This is a genomic window from Mucilaginibacter sp. P4_D1 (genome assembly GCF_056401935.1).
Genome location: NZ_JBFUIJ010000027.1, coordinates 56,934 through 83,922 on the forward strand (window position 1 = coordinate 56,934; position 26,989 = coordinate 83,922).

26 protein-coding genes are annotated in these 26,989 nt (G+C 43.7%); 9 read left to right on the forward strand and 17 right to left on the reverse strand.

Going from position 1 to position 26,989, the window contains the following annotated elements:
• Window positions 1-25: 25 nt before the first annotated feature.
• Entirely contained in the window at window positions 26-1,033 is a 1,008-nt protein-coding gene (locus AC1DV1_RS20380; protein WP_477362618.1) for a hypothetical protein, read from the forward strand.
• Window positions 1,034-1,350: 317 nt separating this feature from the next.
• On the opposite strand, the gene AC1DV1_RS20385 is transcribed toward AC1DV1_RS20380, so the two are convergent.
• From AC1DV1_RS20385 to AC1DV1_RS20395, 3 genes are all read right to left on the reverse strand, one after another.
• Window positions 1,351-1,794, reverse strand: coding sequence for a DUF1569 domain-containing protein (locus AC1DV1_RS20385; RefSeq protein WP_477362620.1), 444 nt, complete (start codon window positions 1,792-1,794; stop codon window positions 1,351-1,353).
• Between the two features lie 238 nt (window positions 1,795-2,032).
• Entirely contained in the window at window positions 2,033-4,465 is a 2,433-nt protein-coding gene (locus tag AC1DV1_RS20390; RefSeq protein WP_477362622.1) for a TonB-dependent receptor domain-containing protein, read from the reverse strand.
• A gap of 106 nt (window positions 4,466-4,571) precedes the next feature.
• Window positions 4,572-4,916 (reverse strand): hypothetical protein, encoded by a 345-nt coding sequence (locus AC1DV1_RS20395; RefSeq protein ID WP_477362624.1) that lies wholly within the window; start codon window positions 4,914-4,916, stop codon window positions 4,572-4,574.
• 114 nt (window positions 4,917-5,030) lie between these two features.
• On the opposite strand from AC1DV1_RS20395, the gene AC1DV1_RS20400 reads away from it, so the two are divergent.
• The 3 genes from AC1DV1_RS20400 to AC1DV1_RS20410 all read left to right on the forward strand — a co-directional run bounded on the left by AC1DV1_RS20400 (window position 5,031) and on the right by AC1DV1_RS20410 (window position 7,246).
• Window positions 5,031-5,588 (forward strand): RNA polymerase sigma factor, encoded by a 558-nt coding sequence (locus tag AC1DV1_RS20400; protein ID WP_477362626.1) that lies wholly within the window; start codon window positions 5,031-5,033, stop codon window positions 5,586-5,588.
• Complete coding sequence (locus tag AC1DV1_RS20405) at window positions 5,585-6,007, forward strand: hypothetical protein (RefSeq protein WP_477362628.1); 423 nt, start codon at window positions 5,585-5,587, stop codon at window positions 6,005-6,007. Before AC1DV1_RS20400 ends, AC1DV1_RS20405 begins: the two co-directional genes overlap by 4 nt.
• Window positions 6,008-6,343: 336 nt before the next feature.
• Complete coding sequence (locus tag AC1DV1_RS20410; RefSeq protein ID WP_477362630.1) at window positions 6,344-7,246, forward strand: VOC family protein; 903 nt, start codon at window positions 6,344-6,346, stop codon at window positions 7,244-7,246.
• Between the two features lie 191 nt (window positions 7,247-7,437).
• Here the strand turns inward: AC1DV1_RS20410 and AC1DV1_RS20415 are convergent, their stop codons facing one another.
• Window positions 7,438-8,247 carry a helix-turn-helix domain-containing protein gene (locus tag AC1DV1_RS20415; protein WP_477362632.1) on the reverse strand — a complete coding sequence of 270 codons (810 nt, stop codon included), beginning with the start codon at window positions 8,245-8,247 and terminating at the stop codon, window positions 7,438-7,440.
• Between the two features lie 345 nt (window positions 8,248-8,592).
• Between AC1DV1_RS20415 and AC1DV1_RS20420 the strand changes: the two genes are divergently transcribed.
• A complete protein-coding gene (locus AC1DV1_RS20420; protein WP_477362634.1) occupies window positions 8,593-9,267 on the forward strand; it encodes an energy transducer TonB in 675 nt (224 codons plus the stop codon).
• A gap of 53 nt (window positions 9,268-9,320) precedes the next feature.
• Here AC1DV1_RS20420 and AC1DV1_RS20425 read toward each other — a convergent pair whose 3' ends face one another.
• Both AC1DV1_RS20425 and AC1DV1_RS20430 read right to left on the reverse strand, forming a co-directional pair.
• Window positions 9,321-9,512, reverse strand: a complete 192-nt coding sequence (locus AC1DV1_RS20425; RefSeq protein WP_147054918.1) for a hypothetical protein — start codon at window positions 9,510-9,512, stop codon at window positions 9,321-9,323.
• Window positions 9,513-9,697: 185 nt separating this feature from the next.
• On the reverse strand, window positions 9,698-10,192 hold the full coding sequence (locus tag AC1DV1_RS20430; RefSeq protein WP_477362636.1) for a thioredoxin family protein: 495 nt from the start codon (window positions 10,190-10,192) through the stop codon (window positions 9,698-9,700).
• A 488-nt stretch (window positions 10,193-10,680) separates the two neighbouring features.
• Here AC1DV1_RS20430 and AC1DV1_RS20435 point away from each other — a divergent pair, with 488 nt between their 5' ends.
• Entirely contained in the window at window positions 10,681-11,442 is a 762-nt protein-coding gene (locus AC1DV1_RS20435) for a phosphosulfolactate synthase (RefSeq protein WP_477362638.1), read from the forward strand.
• A gap of 599 nt (window positions 11,443-12,041) precedes the next feature.
• Here the strand turns inward: AC1DV1_RS20435 and AC1DV1_RS20440 are convergent.
• A complete protein-coding gene (locus tag AC1DV1_RS20440) occupies window positions 12,042-14,744 on the reverse strand; it encodes a hybrid sensor histidine kinase/response regulator transcription factor (RefSeq protein WP_477362640.1) in 2,703 nt (900 codons plus the stop codon).
• A gap of 356 nt (window positions 14,745-15,100) precedes the next feature.
• Here AC1DV1_RS20440 and AC1DV1_RS20445 point away from each other — a divergent pair, with 356 nt between their 5' ends.
• Complete coding sequence (locus AC1DV1_RS20445) at window positions 15,101-15,901, forward strand: shikimate dehydrogenase family protein (RefSeq protein WP_477362642.1); 801 nt, start codon at window positions 15,101-15,103, stop codon at window positions 15,899-15,901.
• A complete protein-coding gene (gldD, locus tag AC1DV1_RS20450; protein WP_477362644.1) occupies window positions 15,898-16,476 on the forward strand; it encodes a gliding motility lipoprotein GldD in 579 nt (192 codons plus the stop codon). Before AC1DV1_RS20445 ends, gldD begins: the two co-directional genes overlap by 4 nt.
• A 234-nt stretch (window positions 16,477-16,710) precedes the next feature.
• Here gldD and AC1DV1_RS20455 read toward each other — a convergent pair whose 3' ends face one another.
• Window positions 16,711-18,690, reverse strand: coding sequence for an alpha-ketoacid dehydrogenase subunit alpha/beta (locus tag AC1DV1_RS20455; RefSeq protein WP_477362646.1), 1,980 nt, complete (start codon window positions 18,688-18,690; stop codon window positions 16,711-16,713).
• 105 nt (window positions 18,691-18,795) lie between these two features.
• Between AC1DV1_RS20455 and AC1DV1_RS20460 the strand changes: the two genes are divergently transcribed.
• The gene (locus AC1DV1_RS20460; protein ID WP_477362648.1) at window positions 18,796-19,647 is read left to right on the forward strand and encodes a DUF4198 domain-containing protein; all 852 of its coding nucleotides are present in this window, start codon (window positions 18,796-18,798) and stop codon (window positions 19,645-19,647) included.
• A gap of 140 nt (window positions 19,648-19,787) precedes the next feature.
• Here AC1DV1_RS20460 and AC1DV1_RS20465 read toward each other — a convergent pair whose 3' ends face one another.
• From AC1DV1_RS20465 to AC1DV1_RS20505, 9 genes are all read right to left on the reverse strand, one after another.
• Window positions 19,788-20,342: a type 1 glutamine amidotransferase domain-containing protein gene (locus tag AC1DV1_RS20465; protein WP_477362650.1), complete on the reverse strand. Its 555-nt coding sequence runs from the start codon at window positions 20,340-20,342 to the stop codon at window positions 19,788-19,790.
• Between the two features lie 120 nt (window positions 20,343-20,462).
• Window positions 20,463-20,903 (reverse strand): hypothetical protein, encoded by a 441-nt coding sequence (locus tag AC1DV1_RS20470; protein WP_477362652.1) that lies wholly within the window; start codon window positions 20,901-20,903, stop codon window positions 20,463-20,465.
• 15 nt (window positions 20,904-20,918) lie between these two features.
• Window positions 20,919-21,818: a LysR substrate-binding domain-containing protein gene (locus AC1DV1_RS20475; protein ID WP_477362654.1), complete on the reverse strand. Its 900-nt coding sequence runs from the start codon at window positions 21,816-21,818 to the stop codon at window positions 20,919-20,921.
• Window positions 21,819-21,853: 35 nt separating this feature from the next.
• Complete coding sequence (locus AC1DV1_RS20480; RefSeq protein ID WP_477362656.1) at window positions 21,854-22,636, reverse strand: hypothetical protein; 783 nt, start codon at window positions 22,634-22,636, stop codon at window positions 21,854-21,856.
• Window positions 22,637-22,850: 214 nt separating this feature from the next.
• Window positions 22,851-24,272, reverse strand: coding sequence for a COG3014 family protein (locus AC1DV1_RS20485; protein ID WP_477362658.1), 1,422 nt, complete (start codon window positions 24,270-24,272; stop codon window positions 22,851-22,853).
• A gap of 54 nt (window positions 24,273-24,326) precedes the next feature.
• Window positions 24,327-24,920, reverse strand: coding sequence for a penicillin-binding protein activator LpoB (locus AC1DV1_RS20490; protein WP_477362660.1), 594 nt, complete (start codon window positions 24,918-24,920; stop codon window positions 24,327-24,329).
• Between the two features lie 47 nt (window positions 24,921-24,967).
• Window positions 24,968-25,375 carry a hypothetical protein gene (locus tag AC1DV1_RS20495; protein WP_477362662.1) on the reverse strand — a complete coding sequence of 136 codons (408 nt, stop codon included), beginning with the start codon at window positions 25,373-25,375 and terminating at the stop codon, window positions 24,968-24,970.
• A gap of 275 nt (window positions 25,376-25,650) precedes the next feature.
• Window positions 25,651-26,658, reverse strand: a complete 1,008-nt coding sequence (locus AC1DV1_RS20500) for an aspartate-semialdehyde dehydrogenase (RefSeq protein WP_477362664.1) — start codon at window positions 26,656-26,658, stop codon at window positions 25,651-25,653.
• A gap of 100 nt (window positions 26,659-26,758) precedes the next feature.
• Window positions 26,759-26,989: transposase (locus AC1DV1_RS20505; protein ID WP_477362666.1), on the reverse strand; the 231-nt coding region annotated here is incomplete at its 5' end.

Consider the following 26,989-nt stretch of genomic DNA (forward strand, 5'->3'; position numbering starts at 1 on the left):
CTGTTGATTCTAACATCTAATTCCTATGCTATTCGAAGAGTTTTTTAAAAAGAAAAGGATTGATCTTGCTGCTTTACAAGTAGCCGAGGGATTGTTGTTTTCGGAATTTAAAGACCACTTTGAGCAAATGGGCGAGAAAAGTTTTGACCATAGCAAAAAATACTGGTTTAATAAATTAAGGCGCCGGTTCCCTTTGGCTGCCGAAATTAAAACCGAGCGGGTACATATTGCCAACCCTTTAGCCGAGCAAACTATTACCGAAAGCCTGATAGAGCCCGGCAACACAGCACCACCTAAAATTGGGTTTACACCAAAATTCAGGGCTACAGCGGTACCACCAAAACCAGTTAACGAAGCAATTGAAGAAACAAAACCCGCAGAAACATCAACGCCATCAGAAAATATAGCACCCAAACCGGCATTTAAGCCGCGTTTTAACCCGGGCATGGTAAAACCCAAAGCGGCTGAAGGCGCAGACGCTATTGAACAAAAGGCGGATGTTGCCGATGGAGGAGTTACACCGCCCACAGAAACACCTGCTGCCAGGCCCGCTGGTTTTAAACCACGGTTTAATGCAGCAATGGTAAAACCAAAGCCTGCCGAAAAAAGCGAAGCCCCTGCCGATAAGCTGGAAGCAAAAGAACAACCAACAGCAGCAGCCCCCGAAACGCCTGTTGCCAAGCCAGGCTTTAAGCCACGGTTTAACGCGGCCATGATGAAGCCAAAACCCGCTGAAGGAACTGAGCCCACTGCAGAAAAACCGGCAGAAAAAGAAGAAATACCTGTTGAACCTACGGCAACACCCGCTGCAAAGCCGGGATTTAAGCCCCGGTTCAACGCGGCCATGATGAAGCCGAAACCAATTGCAGAAGAGGAGGCAGCCCCAGCACCGGAAGTACCCGCCCAGCCAGCTACACCGTCAAAACCCGAAGCAAGCGCTGATGAACCCGCCCAGGAAACGCCTGCCGCAAAACCTGCCTACAAGCCCAAATTCAACATGAAAACCCTGCCGAAGAAACCGGAGCAGGAATAATATACAATATAAAATTTGCGCTGCGTTGTACCCTTTCTTCGAAATTTGGGAGGAAAATATCGTCGTAATGAAGGCTGTCATGCTGAGTTATAAAATTTCTCAAAATTCTGAAGGAGGAATGACATCATAAAAAGAGCTGTCATGGTGAGCTCGTCGAACCATAGCGGGCAAAGGCCTATCCGCGCGACCCTTCGAAAGGCTCAGGTTGACAGGCGCACGCACCTCGAAAATAGAACATGTCATGGGTAGCCTGTCGAACCATAAACGGCAAAGGCCTCTTCGCGCTACGCTTCGACAAGTTCAGGAGGCTACAACTTTTAAGCTCCAAACTGCCTCAAATGGTGATCGATATGTTTATAGGCAAAACAGCCTATTTGCTCTTTGGTCATTTTGCCAAAAAAAGGGTGCACAAAATGGTGGTTGGCAAAATTTTCTTCCTCATGTATCAGGCCTATCCATTTGGCTTTTTCGGCTTCCACATCGCCCGTGCCGGTAATGTTAAAACCCGGCACAGTAGGCATATTTCTTTTAACCGGGCTATCGTCTTTTAGCATGCCTTTCAGGGCCATTTTGCCAAACAGTTTCCCAATAAACGATTGTTTGTACATGGTTTTACCCAATACCATTTCTTCCCACAGGCTGCAATGTTTCAGCATCTGGTAAACGGTCATTTTACCCCACTGCGCGGTGCTGTTTTCGTTGAGGGTGCCTATACGGGCAATAATTTCGGCACGGGTGGCTTTGTCAAAAATGGTTTTCATGGATGGGTAATTGGTCTTTTTGGGTTGGTTTAAAAATAGTTAATTATTGGTGATGATAACAGTAGCCATTACTTATTTTGCTTAAGCAAAACTATCGGATAAATACCAGCACCAATAGTCCTGCTTATGACAAATAAGGGGCATAATGCGACAATGCCACTGGAATCTTCTTCATTTAACCCTGTCCCGTTGTTTTATTCTTTGCAAAGGCGAACCTGCTTTTCGGGTTCTACCGTTTTCAATTCGACAGATCATCATTCCTGATCTCGTTTTTACTCTTTTTGATACCATCCCGCAAACCTCCAAAATTATAGTTCAGGCTGATGTTAAAGGACCGGAAATATTCCCTGCCGGTGCTGTATTGTGAAAAGTTAGGGCCAAAGGTCTGATTTTGATTGTTGCGGTATTTGGTGAATGGGTTTTTGATACCCGCAGCAAAACCCAGCTTGTTTTTTATTAACTTTTTGTTTACTCCAAATGCTGTACTTACCATCCCGTTTGAGGTGCCCTGCAAGCCGTTGGGGTTACGGCTTATCACATTCACATCAGCATTAATGCGCCAGCCGTTACTAACCTGGAAGGCGTTGGATAAAGCAAGGAAATAAATGTAACGGTTATTATGGCTAATAACGCCATCATTTGGGCCAGATAGCCACAGGTACATCAGGTTGCCATTTAAATTCACATTATACCATTTGCTTACCGGGTAACCCATGTTAAAGTTAGCACCCAGGCTTTGGGCCTTGCCCACATTGGCATAAGTGGTGTTGGTTACCTGCGTTGCATTGTTAAAATGAGTGACCTTAAGATCGAGGTTGTTCATGAACGAATAATCCAGCCCGATATTTACTGACAGCTTTTTGTTGCTGCTATAACCCGCCTGCACATCATTTAACATCACCGGGCGTAGGTTTGGATTGCCGGTTGATTCGATGTTTGGGTTAGAACGATCGATATATGGATTCAGCCTGTTTATTCCCGGCCTTCTTATCCGTTGTGAAAAACCGAAATTAAGACTGCTCTCGTTCTTGAAATTTTTGCTTACTGCAAATGACGGAACAACGTTAAGGTAATTTTGATCAGCAACAGACCCGGATGAAATGAAATCGGCCCGTGTCACAGTTTGCTCAAGCCGTACCCCGGCACTAATGTTCCAGCTTTTTAATGAAACCTGGTAAGAGTTGTATGCGCTGTACACATTTTGATTATTGGTATACAAGTCTGATAGCGATGTGTTCAATTCAAACTCGCCGTTGGCAGGGTTTAATGAGTTATACCTGAAATCGCTTGCATTATTTCTGAATATAGCTTTCACTCCGGCTTCCATATTTACCATTTTTACCGGTGTTACAAAATCCACCTGAACGGTTTGCTCCCTGAATTTTTCGTGATCATATTGCTGGTAGTTTGGCGCTGCCTGGTTAACCTGGTTTAAAAAGCTGATTTCTGTATTCTGATCGCTGGGGTTTGTACTGTATTGATAAGAAAATGTCATGAATCGGTTCCTTACAGATTTAAAGCCCAATTGGTAATTCAGCGCTGCATCAATACCGTAAGATGTGCCTGTATTATTATTCAAAAGGTCATAATGCTGCGGTGCAATGTTAGCCCCATTTAAAGCAGAAGAAAGGCTGCTGCTGCCGTTTGAACGGCTCCCATTAATATTGAACTGGCCAGAGAGGAGTTTAAGAGAGTCGATTTCATAACTTAACTGTGTTCCGAAATAGGCATCTTTATTATTTGATTTGCCGGAACCCTCCTGCTGCAAATTCCCGGCAGATTCACCTGAACTTGTCCTGCTATTGGAGAAACTGGTTTGCGGAGAATTATATATACTTGCCCCACCGAATGCCGAAACGCCAAATTTGCCCATTTTAGCAGTAAATGAACCGCCAAGTCCCGGCCCGCCGGCCGGACCGCTTTCATTCACATTCAGTGTTCCGTTATAGCCATCGTTCACTTTTTTATCGGTGATGATATTAATAATCCCGGCCAGGCCTTCGGCATCGTATTTAGCCGGAGGTATGGTTATCACCTCAATTTTCCGGATGGTAGAAGCAGGCATACTTCTGAGTATGGCTGTCAGGTTGCCATTCACCATGCTTGAGGATTTGCCGTTAATAAGTACCTTATAACTGGAATTCCCTTTTAGCAAAATATTGTCACTGCCATCTAACGAGATAAAGGGAATTTTACGCATCATGCCTAAAACGCTGCTTCCTTTGCTTTCCGGGTCAGCCTTCAGGTCATAAACAACCCTATCAGCCTTTTGATTAATGATGGGCCTGTCGGCAGTAATCGCCACCTCTTTTAACGAGGTAACTTGTGCTGCAACGAAAATGTTGCCCAGGCTGGTGTTTCCAGACAGATCGACAGTGATGGCTTTTTGCCGATAGCCTACGGCCACAATGGTTATATGGTAACGCATGGTTTGTAATGCCGAAAAAACAAACAGGCCGCTATCTTTTGTTACCATAGCCCGCACCGGCTCGCCTTTTTCATCTTTTAACCTAACGGTGATGAATGACAACGGCTCGTGACTAACAGAATCAATTATTTTACCGGATAAGCGATAAGCTCCTGGGGCAGATTGCGCCAGCGCAGCTTTATTAAGCATTAATAATGCACTGATAATTAATACTATGCAGATGGAATTAAGTTTAGTTTTCATTGTGATAAAAATTTTAATGGTAGAAAATTTGGGATGTAGTTATCCATTAAGGGCTGCGAAGCGCTTTTAAGGGATGTAAAAAATTAATTGGATGTGTTAGCCGGGCTTATTGCTGCCTGCCTTTTTTTCTTTGAATGGCTAAATAATAAGTCAGGAACCCGGCGGATATAAAGATCGTTTCGACACCGTACGGCAGCGGCGAATCTTCGGCGCTGTAGGGGATGTATTGCATAGTTACCAGGCCAATGCCGGCAAAAAACAGGATGATGCCCCACTTTAATGATTCGGTACCAAAGCCCGAGAGTTGTGCTAAAAATTTAACCGAGCTTTCATTCAGCGGCCCGGCATCCAGTATCCTGTTCTTGAGCCTGTAATTAAACAGGGCAACAATCAAAACTGCTAATATGATGAAAAACACTATGAGGATGATAAAAGGAAGTAACTGTTTCATGATGTTGTTATTTTAAATGATTTGATACAGTAGTCAGCAAAATAAGATAATCGGTTGCAATTATTTTTTATTATTTTTTGCAACCGTTTTGCGCTGCCGGATGACTACTGTAATATGTTAAATGAAAGGGAAGTTATATCCAGGATAATTAAGGGAGATTTCCGCGCCTTTGAGCTATTAGTAAAAGAATATGAAAAATTGGTATTCTTTGTAACTAACCGCATTGTACAGGATTTGCAGGATAAGGAGGATATTTGCCAGGAAGTTTTTATTAAGGTACACCATAGCCTGCCCAAATTTAAATTTGAGTCGAAGCTTTCTACCTGGATAGCCCGTATTGCTTATTTAACTGCCATCGATTACACAAAAAAATATAAAAACCAACGCCAGAACGATTCCCCGGAAAATTTAGACAACTATTACTTTACCAATGAAACTCCTGAGCAGGTTTTAACAAAAAAGAACATTTCCGAATATATTAACCAGCTGATAGCGCAAATGCCGCTGGCCTACCGAACAGTACTAACATTGTATCACTTAAATGAATTTTCGGTACAGGAAATAGAGCAGATTACCGGCACGCCCGAAGGTACAATAAAGAGCAATTTGTTCAGGGCGCGAAAACTGTTGAAGGAAAAAATAGAAAAAGACACCAAAAATGAGCCATTATGAAAGAGCTAAATGACGAAGAAATACAGCGGTTGCTGGAAGGTGACCTAAGATTGTCCGGCGATTCGCTATCGGCAGATGAGCAAACAAGCCTGGGGCAGTACCAGCTTTTGTTTGAAAAACTGAAAGAAGAGCCCAAAGAGGGTTTGCCATATAACTTTGCTTCAAAAGTTAAAGCACGTTTACAGGCACAAATCAACCGGAAAAAAGACATTCAATTTTATTTAGTGTCTTTAGTTGTATTGGCAACTGGTTTTGCGGCTTTTTATAAATTGCTGGCATTTGTTAATACCGACGCAAGCAACCAGCTTTTTGCAGTTGCCTTTAAATTTAAATGGATTGTTATTTTAGGCGCAATACTGTTTTTAGGAATACTGTTTGGCGATCAAAAACTGGTAAAAGAAAAGATTATAAAAAACTAAAAGCAATAATCCACTCCAGGTTCATAACACGAAGACACGGATTCAGGTGATGTTCCCCTATATCGAAATCGGGCAAGCTTGTTTTTTCAAGCTTATCCTATTTTTTTGTCCCTTGCTTCCTGTTTGTTAAATAGCCTGAATGAAAAATACGGGCTTTGATATAGTGTAACAGGCCAATCGCGCGTTAAATCCTGTCGCAATACACCCCGCAAATTGTCCCGGATGCCCATGTGCTGGCAACAAAAAATCATTTAATTTTGAGATAGTTAAATAGCTGCCATTAAAAATTAATGCCGGCAAATTTTAACGTTTTATCAACACCAAAATTATCTACCTATGTTACCCATCAAACCACACCTCTGGTTCGACCAGGATGCAAAACAAGCAGCTGAATTTTACGCATCGTTCATGCCCGATTCGGCCGTCAATTATGCCAATCACTTCCCAATGCCCGGTGGCGAATGTGAAGTAGTAGAATTTACTATTGCAGGCCAGTCGTTCTTCGGCATTAGTGCCGGGCACAAACTTGGTATCAATCCGTCCATTTCATTTATGGTCAATTTTGATCCCTCGCGCAACCCGGAGGCTGACAAACATATCGACGAAATCTGGAATAAACTTATCGAAAACGGCAAAATAATGATGCCATTGGATAGCTACCCTTTCAGCAAGCGGTATGGCTGGGTCGAAGATAAATATGGTGTATCCTGGCAACTGATACTGACAGACCCAACCGGCGAGGAAAGGCCCGTAATAGTTCCTTCGCTGCTGTTTACCCCACCAGTTGCAGGTAAAGCCAATGAAGCAATCGACTTTTATTGCTCCGTATTTAAAGATAGCAAACGTGGTACCACAGCATCGCGCCCGGAACATATGGGCCCAGATAAAGCAGGCACACTCTTGTTTGCCGATTATTATATTGATAAAACCTGGCTGGCCGCTATGGATAGCGCACATTCGCATGGTTTCAATTTTAACGATGCGGTGTCGTTATTAATCCCTTGCGAAACCCAGGAAGAGATTGATTACTATTGGTCGGCACTGTCAGCTGATGGCGAAGCGGGGCAATGCGGCTGGTTAAAAGATAAATTCGGCGTATCGTGGCAAGTGGCCTCTACCGTTATGTTCGATGCGCTCAAAAACGGCAGCCCCGAACAAATTGCGCGGGTTACGGAAACTTTTATGACGATGAAGAAAGTTCAGGTCGCAACCCTGCAACAGGCCTATAATGGTGAGTGACCAATTCCAATTACCTTAAGCCACAATACTCGTAAATAATCGGTGGATACCCGGTTAGGCAATTAAATCGCTAAGTGTGTGAAAAGAAAAAGCCGACAAACATCTGGGAAGCGGCTCGGGTTTAGTTCGATGGCCGCTATCATGAAAACGGGAACTCCAGGTTGAAAAATCGGGGGCTCCCGTTTTGTATTCTATTTTTGCAGCAAACCATTGGGTGGATATCCAAACAGGTTTTTGAATGCATATGAAAAGTGCGACAGGTTCTCGAACCCTGCTTCAAGATACACATCGTTAGGTTTGCGCTTATTTTCGGCAATTTGGTAGTGGGCCAGCTTTAACCGTTTTTCTGTCAGCCATTTTTGGGGTGTGGTATTATATGCTTTTTTAAAATCGCGCCTGAATGTGGCCAGGCTGCGGCCGGTTAAATAGCCAAACCTATCTAAGGTCATATTAAACATATAATGATGTTCCATAAAGTCGGCAAGGTTTATTTTGCCGGGCTCGGCAAAGTTGGCCAGCAAGCCGTCTACACTGTTATCAATTGACCGGAGGATACTGATGGCTTCTTCAATTTTTATATGGGCCAGGTCGGCAGGCAGGCTTTCGTCAAGATCGAAATAAGGGATTAACGATGCAAGGCAACTTTCCAGTAAAGGGTGTTTGGTAAACCTGTACACCTTTTGCAACGGTTGTACCTTGCCAACAGCCTTATGTCTCGAGTAAAAATCCTTCAGTTTCCCTGTAGTGAGGTGCATGGCCACAGCCTTATGCGGCTGGCCATCCTTGGGGTAATTAATAACCGTTGCCAGCTGATTGCGCGGAACCAAAAATATATCGCCTGCGTTAAAAATATAGCTGGCCTCGGCCTGTATAATTTTTGTTTCGCCCGAAATAAACCAAACCAGGATGTGATGCTCAAACATCACTTCTGTTTTAAAACACTTCCCGCTAAAAAGCGATAGCTTAATATCGGGGCTAATATATTGCGTCTCAAATTCCATATGATCGAAGTAAATTTACAAAATAAATCAGCCCGGAAAGCTATTGGTGATGGATCCGGATATCTGATGCATCACCAATAGGCATGAAAGAGATAATGACACATTTGCATGGTGGCGACGACTCACCCGGCGAGGCTTCGCCGTAAAGAGGGGCTTGGAAGTCAGCAATGAATAAATGAAAATTTCCAGACTTACGAAGTTTTTAAAACTTCGTAAGTCTTTCGTCAATACATTATTCTTGCTTCGAAATCTTATGGTTTGCAATAGCCTAAGCCTTTGTTCATATCACCCAACATTCTTTATCTCCCCAAATATTATTCCCGTTTTATTGTMGATATTTATAGTATGATAAAGCGCCTGCTCTTCAATATAATAGCATTAACAGCTGCATTTGCCGCCGATGCCCAGCCTGCGTTTAAGGGTGGGCAGCGTGCCTTGGATAATTTTCTGAAATCAAAAATAGTTTACCCGGAGTATTCGAGCCGCAACTGTATTTCAGGTACGGTAAACGTAGCTTTCCGGCTGGATAAGCAAGGACGGGTAACCGATGCCAAAGTACAACAAGGGCCCGGAATTGACCTGGACGACGAAGCCCTGCGGGTTATCAAGTTAACCTCCGGCTTATGGGTGCTGCCTGCTGGTTATAACCCCGCAACCAACCTGGTGCAGCCCATTAGGTTTGATCCCGATCAAACGCGATGTGGGCAGTCAACTACCAGGGATATGCAGGCCGCCATCACCGATTATAAAAACAGGCAGGAACTTGAAAACGCGGTTACCAACTACTACATTAACAAGTACCAGGGCAAGGCCGATCTATCTAAAGAAAACACTATCATAGCGCTTAAAAAACAACTGGGTTTTGATGACGAACTGATAGATGATATCCTTAACAAGGCCGCCGAGAAATTAAAACAAAATGATATAGCCGGCGCCTGTACCGACTGGAACTTCATCCGTAATATAGGTAGCGATAAGGCGGATAGCTTTATCCAAAAGTACTGCAGCAAAAAGCCCTGACCAGCGTACTGACCAGGGCTCCCTGAGTTTGTGTGAGAAACAGATGTTGTTGGCTAAATTGCCAGTTCAACCTCTCCGATGGCCAGCAGCATAAGGCGGCCCTGGTATTCAACCCATACATCGGCAAAACCATTACTATCATAGCCTAAAAATTTCATGATAGGGCTGCCAATGTCCAGGTTCTTCCACCTTTTACCAATGTACTTAAGTAACTGACCTCGTTTAAGAGTGGTGTGCTTTGCCATAAGTTTGATTTTTAAGGGTGAAACAATAAACTAAGTTAATTAACAATTGAGAAAATATTTAACCTTTAGAAAATAATTTTTCTTTTGTATCGGGTTTATTACAAAATAAACCCGTGTTGTATTGTATCTATAAATAGATGTTTTTGTAAACAATTGCTTGCCAGTAGCTTAGCTTAAAAAGGGGTTTATTTGGTTTTGTTGTAAACTTTAGGGTCAAGTGCCTCTGGCGACCAGCCCTTAAAAAACTCCAGTATTTTATTCTTGTTATAGCCTTTACCTTCTTCCAGGTATTCGGAATTTTGGGTATGCAGGCGGTTGCCCTTATCATCCAGTATAATAAAAACAGGGAAGCCAAAACGCTGCGGGTAGCCAAGGCTTGCCATTAAAGCGTCGTTAGTATTTTCCTGGCTATAATTTACATGCAAAACTATGTAGTTTTTGTTCATGTAGGTATTAAGTGTAGTATCGGCAGTTACCTGGTTATTAAACCTGATGCACCAGCTGCACCAGTTGCCTCCAATTTGTAACAGTACATTTTTATGCTGGCTGGCAGCCTGTTTAACCGCCGCGGTAATTTCGGCCCTGGCGTTGGCAGCCGGGTTGTACAAAGTTGGCTTGTCCTGTGCATTAGCTCCAAAAGCAAATAACAATACAAGGGCAATTAAAAACAGTTTTTTCATAGTAGTTAAGTCAAGCCCAATTTACAAAAAAGAAAACTCAACTATCAGTTGATGTTGAAAATTATTGCAGTAAATCAACAAAAAAGCCTCAAAATGGGCACTTGTGAACACATTGTGGAAAACTCTAAAATTGAATGACAGTTTAAGAATAATAAATTTGATATAACATACCCTAATAACACCCATTTGTAGCTTTACTTTGAATACCGATACGTGCAGGCGCTTTATTTAAACTTGAGTTTTTTCAGTTATAAATAGTTAATATGTGTGAAAGCCCTGCGCCATGCGGGGCTTTTTTTGGACAGGATTTTCGAGATTAAGCAGGATTCTTTTTAAATTTTCAAATCCTCAAATTTTCAAATCCTCAAATGGTACGCCATCCGCACATCTGTTTTAATTTAACATTTCCTTCATTTTTCCTATGAATTTTTTTACGACCTTTGCCGGCGTTAGTACTTTTAGTTATAGGCTATAACCAGAACAGCGATATGAATTACACCATCAATAATTTACCCGAACGTACAGCTAAACCCCGCGACAAGGGCATTACCATGGTAATGGACAAAGGTTTAAGCTTAAGGCAGGTTGAAGATTTTATTGAGGTTGGCGCCACACATACCGATATAGTAAAACTGGGCTGGGCAACATCATACGTTACCCCCAACCTGGATGAAAAGATAAAGCTGTATAAGCAAGCCGGAATCCCGGTATACTTTGGCGGCACTTTGTTTGAGGCCTTTATTGTACGTAACCAGTTCGATGATTATTGCCGTCTGCTGGATAAATACCAGTTGGAGCATTGTGAGGTGTCAGACGGCTCAATCACTATTGAGCACGATGTTAAATGCGAATACATCCGCAAACTAGCCAAACAGGTTACCGTAATATCTGAAGTAGGATCAAAGGATGTGCAAAAGATTTTTGCGCCCTATAAATGGATCAAGCTCATGAACGCCGAAATTGAGGCCGGTTCATGGAAGGTTATTGCCGAAGCCCGCGAAAGCGGTAATGTAGGTATCTATCGCGATTCGGGCGAAGTAAGGCAAGGCCTGGTTGATGAGATACTCACCCAGATACCCGAAGGCACCATTATTTGGGAAGCCCCGCAAAAAGCCCAACAAGTTTGGTTTATTAAGCTTATTGGCGCCAATGTAAGCCTGGGCAACATAGCCCCCGCGGATATTATCCCGCTGGAAACATTACGCCTGGGCATCCGAAGCGACACATTCGATCATTTTTTGAGTTTATAATTAACCTTACCATACACTGCCGAGCCCCGGGATGTTTTCCCCAGGGCTTTTTATATAGTAAAATTTAGGTTTGGAATGCGGGCCGAGATATCGGGGATCAGGAAACAAATCCTGTTTACAACCTATCTTGATTCTAAACTCTCGGTTCTTGACTCTTTTTACCCCGATATCACCACAGCCGTTAGATAACTGTGGGATATATCGGTTAAGCCAAAAACCGTGGGGCAAAAGGGTACAATTGGATATTTACAGGGACAATTACTTATCCGTTTTATAAAACTTTTTAAAACACCTATCGCAATAATAATGCTTAAGCGACATCCATGGCAGCAACGTTTTAATCAACGCCCCTCTGCGGATTCTTTGGCAGGCATTGTTTTTACACCGCGGACAGCTCACAGAGGTTTTGATTGGTAGCGGGGTAGTATTTTCTTTTAACATTCGTTCGTTAACTATAATATTCATAAACAGGCGCACTTTGCATTACACAAAGGTGGGCCAAACCATGTTAACAAAACTGCCATTTTGCATTATGAAACTGCCAATTGAGATAATGAAACCGCCTTGTTACTTCTTTTAAGCAATTTTTTAACCATCGGCTATAGTAATTCACTCACATCGCGGCCATATTGCTCTTTGAACAACTTGCTGAAATATGCAGGTGTATCAAAGCCTGCTGCATATGATATTTCGGCAACGGTGCGGTATTTTCCGCTCTCGATGGCCTCACGGGCAATTTGTAGCCTAATGGCGCGGATGTATTTGTTAGGTGTTAAGCCCGTGATGTTTTTAATGCGCCGGAATAACTGCCGCTCGCTTATGGCCAGGTTATAGCTTAGCGTAGCAAGGTTAATATCTGTTTTGCCGACCTGCGCCCTCACCAATAATTCTATTTCGGCTAGCCAGGCAAGGTCGGCCGGCGAAACAGGCTGAATTTCTGATAGACTATCAGCTGCATCTGCTCCACCTATTTCCTCCAGTTCATAAGCCGTTGTAACCGCCCTTGCTGTAGCGTTGTTGATCAGGTTGCCGGTACGTGCAATAAGCTCGGCACTTACAAACGGTTTGGTTATATAATCATCAACCCCGGTGTGCAGCGCTTTTAGTTTATGGTGATGATCTGCCAGTGCGGTGAGCATAATAACCGGGATGTTGCAAAGCGAAGGATTTTCTTTTAGTTTTTGCAGCAGGGTAAAGCCGTCCATGTGCGGCATCATTACATCTGATATAATCAGCGCCGGGATATTAGGCAGGGCCTGCAGCCTGGCAAGTGCTTCAATTCCGTTCAATACCGTAACCACGTTATAAAACGGCGCTAAAACACTCATTACATAAGCGGCCATTTCGTGATGATCTTCTACCAGCAATATGGTTTGTCTTTCGTTATGATGTATATCCGGTTGCAAGTTTGCGGGGGTTGGCAGCTCATTGGTTAACGGGGCTTTATTGTGACTTTCTGCTGATATATAAGGTATCTGCACCGTGAAGGCGGTACCGGCGTTACATGCATTTTCTATTTGTATCGCGCCACCCATCAGGTCGGTAAATTCGCGGGTAATGGCAAGCCCTATGCCGGTGCCACCTTCGGGCACATCATCTTCGCGCCGGCCCTGGTAGTAACGGTCAAAAACATGGGGCAGGTCATCCGGGTGAATCCCCGTACCCGTGTTAGCAACATTCAGCATAATCATACCCCCGGCAATCTGTACTGTTAACGTCACCGAACCTAACGGCGGGGTAAATTTCACCGCGTTGCTGATCAGGTTATTACATATCTTTTCAAACTTATCTTCATCAAGCAGTGCAAAAGTATCCTCCGCGATGTCGCAAACTAACCGGTAGCTGATTTTTTTATATTCCGCTGCAGATGAAAATCCCTGGTATATTACTTTTATAAACGAGGCTAATGCCACGGGAGTTAACTTCAGCGTTAGTTTGCCGGCTTCCAGCTTGCCAAGGTCAAGCAACTCGTTTACCATGTTTAACAACTTTTTGCAGTTACGCAGTATGGTCATCAAATTATTTTGTTGCTGTTCTTTATCTAGGCCTTCGGTGGTATTGAGCAATTGATCGGCTGGGCCAAGTATCAAGGTTAGCGGGGTGCGTAATTCATGACTGATATTGGCAAAAAAACGAGTTTTAAGGGCGTCCAGCTTTTCCAGCTGTTTATGCTCTTCTGTCATTAATCTTGCCTCGCGCCTTTTTTTGGCAATAAGCCAGTTGTACAAAATACCGGATGCAATAACAACAAGCAATGCTATGGCGATAATATAATTACGCTGAACAGATAGCAGCCGGGTTTGGTTAGATGCTATAAGCAGGCGTTTGTCGGCACGGTATTTTTTATCAAGCTCGTTTGCCTCGCGTGCGGTTTCGGCGGCGGTTATACTGTCATTTAGCTTATGAAAAAGATCAGAATACCTCAACGCGTTCTTATAATCGGCAATACCCAGGTACGATTGGTTAAGTTGGCTGTATATATTTCTTTGTAAGGATATACTGGTTTGCAAAGCAGGTTCGGCTACTATTGCCTTCTCGCCATATGCAATCGCCTTTTTAAAATCACCTTTAAGCCGGTATAAAGTCATCAACTCATTCAAGTTGTGTTTCTCCAATGATTTAAAGCCTCCCTTTCGGGCAATCTCCATCGATTCTGACAGGGTTTTTATCGCCCGGTCTTCCTGTTTGTTACGTATGTACAACCGCGCCAGGTTGCCTAAGTATCGGGCCCGGGTAAAATCGCTCACAAATTTCTTATAACGGGGCTGTAGTATCTGTTCCAGAATATTTGCCGCTTTTTCATTAGCGGCATAGGAAGTGTCAACTTCGGATAGAATGTTTGATATATTGCTTAAAGCAAAAGTATAGGATGCCGTATCTTTAATGCTGAAAGCATCATCTGCCGCCTGCCGGGCAAACGGTAAAGCTTGTTTTACATTTTTAATAACGCGGTAAATATCGGCCAGGCACATTTTTGCATCAATGCCCGCCGCTTTCCATCCGCGCGCCTCGCACTCTTTTAAAATACCAAAGGCCACATTTAAAGCTTCTACGTTTTTACCCTGCCGGCTCAGCATATAGGCCACCATTGTTGCTGATCGTTCGAAGGTTGTGGTATCGGCCGGCGATGAGACCTTTACAGCCTGCCGGGCAAAACCCAACGCGTCTTTTTCGTTGCCGCTACCATATGCCTGGTAAGCCTGCGCCAATAGCACCCTTGCTTCAAAAAGCTGGTCGTGATTTTTCCTTGCCGAGTCGGTTAGTTTTTTTGCGAAAGTTGCTGCCGAATCAGCGTTCTTCATTTGCCGCAGCAGTTTAAGCTGTGGCTCCTTGTTTTTTTGTTGCGGGTAAGCCATCATGGTGCTTATTAGCAGCAAACAGGCCAACAGATATCTTTTCAGATGCAAAATTAAAGATTGATTATCAGGGGGCATAAACAGTTTCCTAAAGTACATTTTTTCTTAAAATTCGCATGGGTATTTCTTAAAAACAGACGTTTTTACCCTTAAGTCAAGTTTTTTTACCCTTTTTGTTTTTTCTTTCTTTAAAATCAATAACAATATTTGCTTGTTCTTAAGTACAGTGATTTTGATATGGCACTTATCATTTCTGTGTATATCTTTAGGCTTTTATTTTAGGCGATACTAAATAAACATACATGAAACACTACGGGCTTATAGGCTTTCCGCTTTCGCATTCATTTTCGAAAAAATATTTTACCGAGAAATTTAAAACCGAAGGCATTGAAGATGCAGTTTACGATGTGTATCCGCTGGAACATATTAAAGATTTACAGGACTTGCTGGATGAACACCCTAACCTTGTAGGTTTAAATGTTACTATCCCCCATAAAGTTTCCATTATACCATACCTGGATTGGGTTGAGCACGATGCCCGTACAGCAGGCGCCGTAAACTGTATTTGCATAAGCGCCGAAAGCCCCTTGCAGGCTGCATTTACAGGCGAGGTTGGCATTACCGGCCACGATTTTAGGCTGGAAGGCTATAACACCGATTTGTATGGTTTCGAGATGTCGATAAAACCACTCATCAAGGATACGAATGACGAGGCCCTGGTTTTGGGCGATGGCGGCGCGGCAAAGGCGGTACGCTGTGTATTGGAAAATATGGGCATTACCTACAAAACTGTTACCCGCAAACCACATCCCGATCATTTACTATTCAGCGATTTGAAACCGCAACATATCAAACACCATAAAATCATCATCAATACCACGCCTGTAGGCACATCGCCGAATATTCACGAATGCCCACCGATACCCTACGAGGCCATTACCGATGAGCATTTACTGTACGATTTGATTTACAACCCCGAGGAAACCCTGTTTTTAAAACAAGGCCGCGAACGTGGCGCAACCACCAAAAACGGTTACGAAATGCTGGTATTGCAGGCCGAAAAATCATGGGAGATATGGAATACTAAAGACCTGCGTGTATGAGGTATTTAACATCACTGGTTTTAGGTTTATTTGTTTTAGCTGCCTGTGGCGGCAATCATGATTACTCGCCCAAACCCCGTGGCTACTCCCGCATTGTGTTCCCCAAAAAGGAATACCAGGAATATGATGGCGACTGCCCCTATAGCTTTACTTACCCTAAATACGCTGTTATTGAGCCAGACAAGAGCGGTAATGCAAAGCCGTGTTGGGTAAACATGCAATTTCCTGTTTTTCATGCCACGCTGCACTTGAGCTATCAGCCGGTAACCACCAAAAAAGAATTTAACCAGCTAACCGAGGATGCCCGCACCTTCGCTTTCAAGCATACCATAAAGGCCACATCAATTGATGAGGGCATTATTGCTTATCCGGAGCGCAAGGTATACGGCATTTACTATACCATTGATGGCAACGCGGCATCGTCGGCCCAATTTTTCCTTACTGATAGCACAAAAAATTACCTGCGTGGAGCTCTTTATTTTAACAACGAGCCACGCCTTGACTCGGTACAACCAGCCCTGAACTTTGTTAAAAAGGATGTAGAGGTGTTGATTAAGAGCTTAAAGTGGAAGTAGGGGAGAGAATCAAGAGGCAAGAATCAAGAATTAAGACTTTTTTTCGGGGTGAAGAGGCTGTATCATAAATCATGATCAGCCTCTTTTTACGTGATTTATTCGGATACCTGATGGAGTCAATTTTCTTACAGGCGATTCTCAGACAGTCATTTTGACTTATGATACGACCTCTTGGTTTGGCCAATAAACGTCTGCAGATAATTGCGGCTCTATTAGCTTTCAATAACAAGGCAATCAATACCCCAGCAATTTATCCATCATTTCCGCCAATCTTGCTTTGGCCAAAAACTGATCTTCCAGGGCTTTATTCATGGGGATGGCTGTATCCAGGCTGCCGCAGCGCATTACCGGGGCGTCCAGGTATTTAAAGCAATGCTCGGCAATGTGGGCTGCTATCTCGGCGCCGAAGCCGCTGGTGAGCGTATCCTCGTGTAACACCAACGCGCGGCCTGTTTTTTTCACGCTTTGCTCTACAGCGTGCTTATCCCATGGCAGCAGGCTGCGCAGGTCGATGATCTCTAAGGATAATTCAGGATGTTTGGCCGCATACTCCATTGCCCAGTGTACGCCCAAACCAAAGGTAATGATGGTAGCTTTTTCGCCTTGTTGTACAATGTTGGCCTTGCCAATTTCTATCAGCACATCATCATCGGGCACGGGACCGTTAATACTGCGGTACAGGTATTTGTGCTCAAAGTAAATAACCGGGTTGGGGTCGTCAATTGCGGCCAGTAGCAGGCCCTTGGCATCGGCCGGGAAAGCGGGGTAAACCACTTTAAGCCCCGGCGTTTTTGTAAACCAGGCCTCGTTACTTTGCGAGTGGAAAGGCCCTGCACCAGTGCCGGCACCGGTTGGCATGCGTACAACTATATCAACAGCCTGCGCCCAGCGGTAATGGGTTTTGGCCAGGTTATTAATAATCTGGTTAAACCCGCAGGTAACAAAATCGGCAAACTGCATTTCAACAATAGCTTTGTAGCCGTTGAGCGCCAAGCCCATACCTGCGCCCACAATGCCCGATTCGCAGATGGGCGTGTTACGCACCCGGCCTTTGCCAAATTCTTCTACAAATCCCTGGGTTATTTTAAACGCGCCGCCGTATTCGGCAATGTCCTGTCCCATAACTACCAGGTTGGGGTATTTGCGCATACCCTGCCGCATGCCATCGCTAATGGCATCTATATATCGTTTATTGGTTGCCGGGCTTGCAAGTGGCTGGTTTGCCGGGAATTGGTATGGCCGGTACATATCGGCTACTTCGGTTTCAATATCAGGCACAATATCAGCCTCACTGTAAACCTTTTCAAATTCCGATTCGATAAGCGTTGTAAACTCTTTCCTGATCACCGGGATCCATTCGGGTAGCAGCACGCGCTCATTCAGTAAATATTTCTCAAAATTAGCCAGCGGATCTTTTGCGCCCCACCACTCAAATAAGTTTTGCGGCACGTATTTGGTCCCGGAGGCCTCCTCATGCCCGCGCATCCTGAAGGTCATACACTCCAGCAAAACCGGGCGCGGGTTTTCGCGGATGCTGTTTTTAATATCCGTTATGGTGTGGTAAACTTCTAAAATATTGTTGCCATCAATGCGGCGGCCTTCCATGCCATAGCCTATGGCTTTATCAACCAGCTGACTGCAATGGTATTGCTCATTGGTTGGGGTTGATAAGCCGTACCCATTGTTTTCGATAAGGAAAATAACGGGCAAATTCCAAACCGCGGCGATGTTTAAGGCCTCATGAAAATCGCCTTCGCTGGTGGCGCCTTCGCCGGTATAAACCAGGGTGGCTTTATGCCGGTTAGATAATACATCGGCCAGCGCTATGCCGTCGGCTAATGCCAGCTGCGGCCCCAGGTGCGATATCATCCCGATGATTTTGTATTCCTGCGTGCCAAAATGGAACGACCTGTCGCGTCCTTTGGTAAAGCCCGAAGGTTTGCCCTGCCATTGCGCCATTAAGCGCGAAAGCGGGATATTACGCGTTGTAAAAACACCCAGGTTGCGGTGCATGGGCAAAATATATTCATCATCGGCCATAGCCAGGGTACTGCCAACGGCAATGGCTTCCTGCCCTATGCCCGAAAACCATTTGCCAATGCGGCCCTGCCTTAACAGGATGAGCATTTTCTCCTCGACCATGCGCGGCAGCAACAGTTTTCTGTAAAAAGACAGTAAAGTGTCGGTATCAAGGTTTTTACGATCAAAAATCATAAGGTAAAACTACTGAAGTTTTTAAATGGCGAGGCCCCGAACAGGGTCAAAAAATAATTTTTTCGGGTTAAACTTTGTATGTTTGGTAATTCCTAACTGAAAACGATGAAACGATTTGTATATTTATTATTGGCGGTGTTGTTAATTATTAGTTTTACGGCCTACGCGCAAGATTTCTTTTTACTGCCGGGTAGCTTCTACATGAAAAAAGGCGATAACATTAACCTGCACCTGTTAAGCGGTAATGAATTTGCAAAAGAGGGAGAGTACAAATACGACGGCGCCAAGATCTCGAAATTTGTATTGTACGAGGGGAAAAAGCAAACTGACCTGGGTAAATCGCCAAAAGATACGGCTGCAAACATATTAAACTACAAACTGGAAAGCCCTGGTTTGGCTACCATCGAGGTTATCAAAAGTGAGAATGTAGAATCGGAAAGAAACAAGTTTTTAAAATACCTGAGCAGCGAAGGGCTTGACCAAATTGCCGAAGAAGCAAAAGCCAACAATCAGCAATACTTTGTAGAAAAAACAACCCGTTACTTAAAAACGTTGGTAACTGTTGATAAGCCAACCGACCGGGATTTTGATAAACCGCTGAACGAGGAATACGAAATTGTAATTAAACAAAACCCCTACAAAGCCGATTACGGCGATGATGTTACTGCCGAAGTTCTTTTTCATGGTAAGCCGTTAAAAGATGCCGTAGTTATTGTGTACGTAAAAACTATCAACGGTAATGTTTATCCCCAGAAATTGAGCGCTGATGCAAACGGCCTTATATTTTTTAAACTAAGCCGCGAAGGGATATACATGCTAAGCTCGGTACATATTGAAGCATCGAAAGATAAAAATGCCGATTTTGAAAGCTGGGGCACTACCTACACTTTTGCTTTTACCAATAACGGCAGCATGCCCGATACCTATCGCGAATTTGGGTTTGGCAACAAACATTAAAGCATAAATTAAGGAGTTATAATCGATTTAAATATCCAATACTGAACGTCCAATATCGAATAATGAAGTGAATACGTCGGTATTGGAGCTTCAACATTCATTATTCGATATTATTTGCGCTTATCTTAATCATGCTGGGTTTAAGCGCCGTGATGCACGCCTTCGGCAATCTCTTCAATGGCTTTTCGGTTAAAGGCATCCAGGTCGGCAGGGGTGCGGCTTGTTACCAGTCCGTTGTCAACCACCACCTCTTCATCAACCCAATCGGCTCCTGCATTTATCAGGTCGGTTTTTAAAGATGGGTATGAGGTAAGGCGGCGGCCATTAATCAATCCCTTTTCAATAAGCACCTGCGGGCCGTGGCAAATGGCTGCTACCGGTTTTCCTTCATCTAAAAATGCCGATACAAAAGCTACTGCATCTTTATTTTGCCTTAATTTATCGGGGTTTAGTACACCGCCAGGCAAAACCAAGGCATCATAATCATCGGGGCTTACTTCGCTCAGTGGTTTATCTACATTGATTTCGATACCCCAGTTGGTTTTGTCCCATGCTTTTATTTTGCCTGCTTTAGGCGATATCACATGAACAGTTGCTCCTGCTGCTTCCAGGGCTGCTTTTGGGCTTGTTAACTCAATCTGCTCAAATCCTTCTTCGGTAAGGATAGCTACCTTACGATCATTTAAACTTGCCATAACTGTATATTTTAATTATTACTATAATAAATTAAGTACAATATAAATACAGGCCAGCGGTTAGATGGTTTCAAGTATTTTAAAATAGATGGGGATGCAAATTTTGCTACTTTATAAAACTCAGAGTACGTGGATATCATTTAATTCGAGCCCGAAAAAATCGGCTCCCTGTAATATTCTAAATGAGGCAGTTAAGTCGCTCCAGTGTCCGTCTATAGGCAGGTCATAAAAAACATCACCAATTATCTCAAATTCTGGTGAGCCATGGTTCCGACTCAAAGGAGTGTCGAAAAGTGAAATATCCTTGTATATATTTTGATTGTTTATGTCAAGTACAGCGGTTTGGGGCGATGTTACCTTATGAATGATATCCAGCGTTTGATCGAGCAGGCCATATCCATTAATAACTTTCTCTAAAAGAGATGGCGTCCACTGATAGTAAGGGTCGTGCCAGGTCAATTCAAAAGCTTCAGTGTATTTTTCTGCCGATAGTAACTCCATCCAATAAATAACGACTTGATGTATATCTGCGTTAGCTGATGATTTTAATTTCAGTGGCATAATGTATTTTGTAGGTCAGCTTCCTATATGCTCCAACGCATAATTGATAAAGTTACTCGTCAGCCCATAATCTTCCGTTCCCTTACGGCGAATGAAAAAGAAATCGCGGGTAATTTTCAGGCCTTCGATGGGTACTTCAACCAGGTCGCCTTCGGCCAGTTGGCGGATGATAGATGGGCGGGGCATAAAGCCAAGGCACTGATCGGCCAGCAGGAAGTTTTTAAGCGCTTCGGTGCCGCCAAGGCGGATCTTTACCGATAGGTCGGCCGGTTTAATGTGCAGTGCCGACAGCGATTTTAAAACCGCGTTCAGTGTTCCAGAACCCCGTTCGCGCACGGCCAGTGGCGTTTTAACAAACTGCTTTAAGGTTAGCGATTTGCCCGCCAACGGGCTTTTTGCCGAGCATACCGGGATCACCTCATCGCTCATGAAAGGTTTATAGGATACTGTTGTGAGTTTATTATCAACTTCGATAATGCCGATATCAACCTCGTGATTCAGTAAGGCATTCAGGATATATTCGGAGTTGCGGTTTACCAGCTGTACATCCACATTGGCGTACTCGCGCTGAAAGCCCGATAGTATTGACGGTAAAATATATAGCGCAATGGTAGTGCTGGCCCCTAAGCGCAAATGGCCTGCTGCCTGCGACAGGTTGCTGAGTACCGACAGGTCATATTCAATTTTGCGTTCAATTTCGGTGGCTTGCTGCAGGTATTCGTTCAGCTTATTGCCCGCTTCGGTAAGCAGGATGCTGTTGCCCTTTCGCTCAAACAAGGGTACTTTATATTGATCTTCCAGGGCCTTAATATGCTTGCTTATAGCGGGCTGCGTTACAAACAGCACCTGTGCAGCCTTTGAAAAGCTCAAATTGGCAGCAACTTCCATAAAAACACGGTGGGCGAATGAGATCATAATTTACATCTCAAAGATAGTAAAAGGCCCCGGCGCTAACTCTTTACTTTCTCGAAAAACCTTCCGGTAAATTTATAGGTGATAACCTTGCGGGTCATTTTGCCGCTGAAATCAACCAGGGGGGTATGTATTGTTTTTGTAGTATAATCAAATGTGATGCTCGGGAAAGTATCCCAATCGGCCACCGATTGCAGGTTATATTCATAATACAGGCGGCTTAATACGGCAGTAGGGGTTTTTACCATGGGCACACGTCCGTTCAGCACACCTTTTTCGATAGCGTAAGCACGAATGCCCTGCCCGGCTTTACTGGCCGACATTACCGAGTTGTAGACAGCCAAATACATGGTTTTGTTATTGGCCGTAAAGGTGTAAATCTTGGGGAACCAGTAGGCTTCCTTGCCCGGCGGGTCCATTTTTAACAGCGATAGCGTTTGGCCGTTAACCTTGTATTGCAGTATGTTATCAAAATCGTACCCACCATTGCCCAGCCGGGTATCCCAGGAATACGTACGGAACAAACCATCTGCCGAAGTTGCGATAACCATACGCTCTTTTACCAGCGATGTGAATTTTAAATCGATAGTAAAAGGGTATTTGGATGTGTAATATTTAAGCTTGAAGGCAAAGATGCTGTTCATCTTTTTCAAGGAATCAACAGCTTTCCATTCCTTTTTATGCGTGCCATAATAATTAACGCGCTTAAAAATGCGGAGCAGATCGGCCTCAATAGCCTGCGGACTGCTGATAGTTTGGGCAGATAGATTGGCTGTGATAAAACAGCAACATAAAACAACGACGAGCTTAATGGCTTTCATTGGTAACAAGTTAGTAAAAATCGGCCGCAATTATAAATAATAGTTGAAATTTATAACTATATCGGGCTATCTGCATTTTACCTTATCAAAACATTGCCCGTTGAATTTGTAGGTAATGTAATTATTTGTTACATCCTCGTAGCCTGCAACGGCGGGTATTTTATCGTTTCTGCTGTTTCGTTGTAACTAAATTTATTCAACTATTATTCATGCCCTACCTTAAGGTTGCATAATTATAAAACTGCATTGTTCCGTTACCTTGTATCTCAATTGTTTTGGTTTCGGTAGTGCCCTGGGCATTTTTTAGTACGATGCTTACTTTGTTAGCCCCTTTTTGCAGCGGTACGCGGGCATAGGAAATAGATGAAGGCAGGGACTGCCAGTTGCGGGTATCGGCCTTTTCAGATAACAGGCTGTAAAGTTGTACACCATAGCTCAGCCCTTCTAAAACGCCGTTTGTTTTACCATCGCTTGTGGCCGCGGCACGCAGGCCGTATTCGGCCATTTTTTTTACAGCAAGCCTTGCAAGCACTTTGCCCAGTTCTTTTAAAGTACGCTGCTGAAGCGTTTTAAACGCCAGCTCATTAATATCTTCGGCTTTTTCAAAAGGTACTTGTTCATTATTTACACTGATGCTGCCGCTTAAATAATAAGGCGTTTGGGCAATGTACTTTGGAAAGGCTACCCGCAAACTTTCAACAGATTTCAGGTTCACCCTGTTCCTGTCGCCGCTATAGTTAAAGGGGATCTCTAACCCTGCCCCGTTAACAAAAAACAAACCGCCATCGCTATGCCTTACCAGGCTAAAAAATAAATCGTCCTGTGTTTTAACCGGCGCAAGGCCGTTTTCCCAAAACAAGATCAGCTCGCCGCCTTCGGCTGGTTTATTAGGAGTGTATGGTATGCCAAATGTTTTCTCGAATTTATCGGCCTCGGTTGTAAAGCCGTTCAACAGGGCGGTCCTGATCACATCCTCCTTTAATCCCATGGGCATCGGCGTGCCATAATAAGTTTGATCGGGGTTTTTCAGGTAGATCTCGGCAGCGTTGCGGTATGATATAAAGGCATTGTTTACATCGTTATTACGTTCGTAAAGCATGCCCTGGAACATCAATGCAAAGGCATCGTTTGAGTAACGGTTGTCTTTATTGTTAAATTTATCGCCCTGGTCCTGCGCCTGCAGGGTGATGCGGCGGGCCTCAACAATGGCATCTTCGGTATTGTTCAGATAAAGGTAATTCAGCGCCTTATAATAGTGGATCATGAATTTTTCAAAATCCTCGCCTTTATATGTTTGCGACATCGAGTTAACCAATAAGCCAACGGCCGCGTCGGCCGCACCGCTTAAGCCACTATCCAATAATTGATCGGCATTGTTGAAATACTTATTGCTTGATTCATACTCTCCTCTCAGGTGCGCCACCCGCCCTTTCTCCATCAGGTACAGGAGTTTATTGCGCGGCTTTTGGATGAGGCCATTATTATCCAGGTCTTTTTCGGCCTGGGGATAGTTACCAGCATAAACATTTTTGTAATAAGAAGTAAGGCTTTGGTTGTAAGTGGTACAACCAAATAAAAAAAGCATCACCCCTATAACTGGTGATGCGCGGAAAAAACGCGTACGTATGTTTATCATTTTAAGCTGTAAGCAACCCTGAACATGGCGTACCAGCGCCAGGGCTTACTTACTTTAATTTGTTACGTATTTGGCTATTTTTTTCTCACCAATCCAAACCACTTCGTTTGTTTGAATATTGGTAAGTTCAAGGTTTACCTGGTAGTAAACAACCTTTTTGCGTTTTTGCGAATCAACTATCGAATTAATAGAGCCTTGCAAAATATAATCGGCACCGTTTTCTAAACCAAACTGTTTCATGCTTGATACGGTAGCATTGGTTTGCTGGTCGGCTTTTTCGGCACGCAGTTCTTCGCGTTTTTTGCCACCCTGTACCAAACGCACCTTTTGGGTTTGAATAAATGAGCTTTCGATATCCTTTAAAAAAGTCTCGGCATCAATATGTTCGTGGCTTTTGTTTTGGACAAAACCCACAATTACTACCGGCTTTTTGCCCTGGTGATCGGTTTGGTGAGTCTGGATCCAGCTTGCGCCTAAAATTTTGCCGGTTAGTTCTTCGGCAGCCATCCGGGAATCGCTGTTATTCCAGTTACCGCTTACATCTATAGTTTGATCGGTGCTAACGCGTGTTACCTGCCTTGAGCATGAGACAGCAAAAAGTGTTGAAACTGCAAGTGCAGCAATAGTTAAAATGTTATTAAATTTCATTGATAGTAGGTTGTTAAATTATGATAGTAAGTGATGCGTGGCGCTATTTAATACCAGCCAAAACCAATTCCGATACCGGAACGGCCTCCGCGGTATCCGCCGCGCCCCCAGCGGCCGCCAAAGCCAAAGTTGATTGATGGCGAATAGTAATTATCGTAAATTCCCCATGACGGTGTATAATCGAAGTAGCCATTCATGCGTTCCTGGTGCCTCCATTCACGGTTTTGGCGGCGGCGTTCCAGCTTAGCCTCGTACCAGTCATAGGCTTTGTAGGTATCCTGTATGGTTGTGCCTTGTAAGCTGGTAGGGCTATCTGCACCGCGGGCATATTTAGCCTGGCTTTCTTTATATCGCGGGTTTTGATCGGCAAGTAAGGTAGTTTGTTGCGCACTAACCACACTGCTGTACAAACTGCCAAAAACGGCAACGGCTGCTATAATTATCTTAGTTTTCATTGTGAAATAAAATAATGTAATTGAAATACAAATGACGCTATTAAACGTAATAAGTTAACGTAGATACACCGTTAAATTATGTTAATAAACATCTTTTTACTTAATTATGAGGCAGCAGTTAACTAACAGGCAGGGTTGGCCATGTTAACGGGGAGCTTTTATATAAAAACAGGGATAATCAACCGACTATCCCTGTGATATTTTTAAGTTTTGGGTTGAGCTAACAAGCGCTAAAACTACTCTCTTAATCAACTCAATCAACCATTCACTAATAATTACGCTTCAACCGGCGCGCCAATCAAATGCTTTGCCGCCAGATATTCTGCAATTTGCACGGCATTGGTAGCAGCGCCTTTGCGCAGGTTATCTGATACTATCCAGCAATTTAAAGTATTATCCTGGCTTTCGTCACGGCGTAAGCGGCCTACAAAAACATCGTCTTTATCGTGCGCGTCAAGCGGCATTGGGTATTTCAGGTTGGCGGTATCATCAACCACCACAATACCTGGCGAATTGGCCAATAGCTCGCGTACTTCGCTCAAATCAAAATCATGTAAAAACTCGATGTTTACAGACTCTGAGTGACCACCCATAACCGGGATGCGAACGGTGGTGGCAGTTACCTTAATGCTGTCATCGCCCATGATCTTTTTAGTTTCCAGGATCATTTTCATTTCCTCTTTGGTGTAACCGTTGTCGGTAAACACATCAATTTGAGGTATCACATTCAGGTCGATAGTGTAAGGGTAAACCTTTGGCCCATCAATACCTTTGCGCTCGTTAAACAACTGGTCAACAGCTTTTACGCCGGTACCGGTTACCGATTGGTAGGTAGATACTACTACGCGTTTAATTTTATATTTATCGTGCAATGGTTTTAAGGCCACTACCATTTGAATAGTTGAGCAATTTGGGTTGGCAATAATTTTGTCCTCTGCGGTTAATACATCGGCATTTACCTCGGGCACAACCAGTTTTTTGGTTGGGTCCATACGCCAGGCCGATGAGTTATCAATAACTGTAGTGCCTGCTGCCGCAAAAAGCGGTGCCTGCTCCAATGAAGTACTGCCGCCGGCGCTGAAAATTGCAACGTCCGGCTTCATCTTAATCGCATCCTCAACAGAAACTACCTTAAACTGCTTACCCTTAAAAGTGATTTCTTTACCAATACTTTTTGCGGAAGCTACGGGAATTAATTCTGTAACGGGGAAGTTGCGTTCTGCCAGAACCTGCAACATTTTGGTGCCTACTAAGCCAGTAGCACCTACTACTGCGACTTTCATTGTGTGTGTTAATTTGTTAAATAATAAACATTAAACCCCAAATATGCACATTTTTTGGATAATCTACCGAATTGGTAGTTAAATAGGCAGGGCTGACGCATTAGAAATTTTTATTAGCGATAAGCGTTAACAGAAATTTATGGTTCCAACCAGCCATTTTTCGTTTGGCCTTCAGGCTGGCCTTGCTGGTTTTATCAGCTTTCAGAATATTTAAGGCTATTTTTCTGACGACTGCCAGGTTTTGAGCGGCCTGCCTGTTGCGTGTGGTATTGTGGTCTTCGCCAAAACCAACATCCAGTTGCCAGTGCAACTGATTTTCTATCCCCCAATG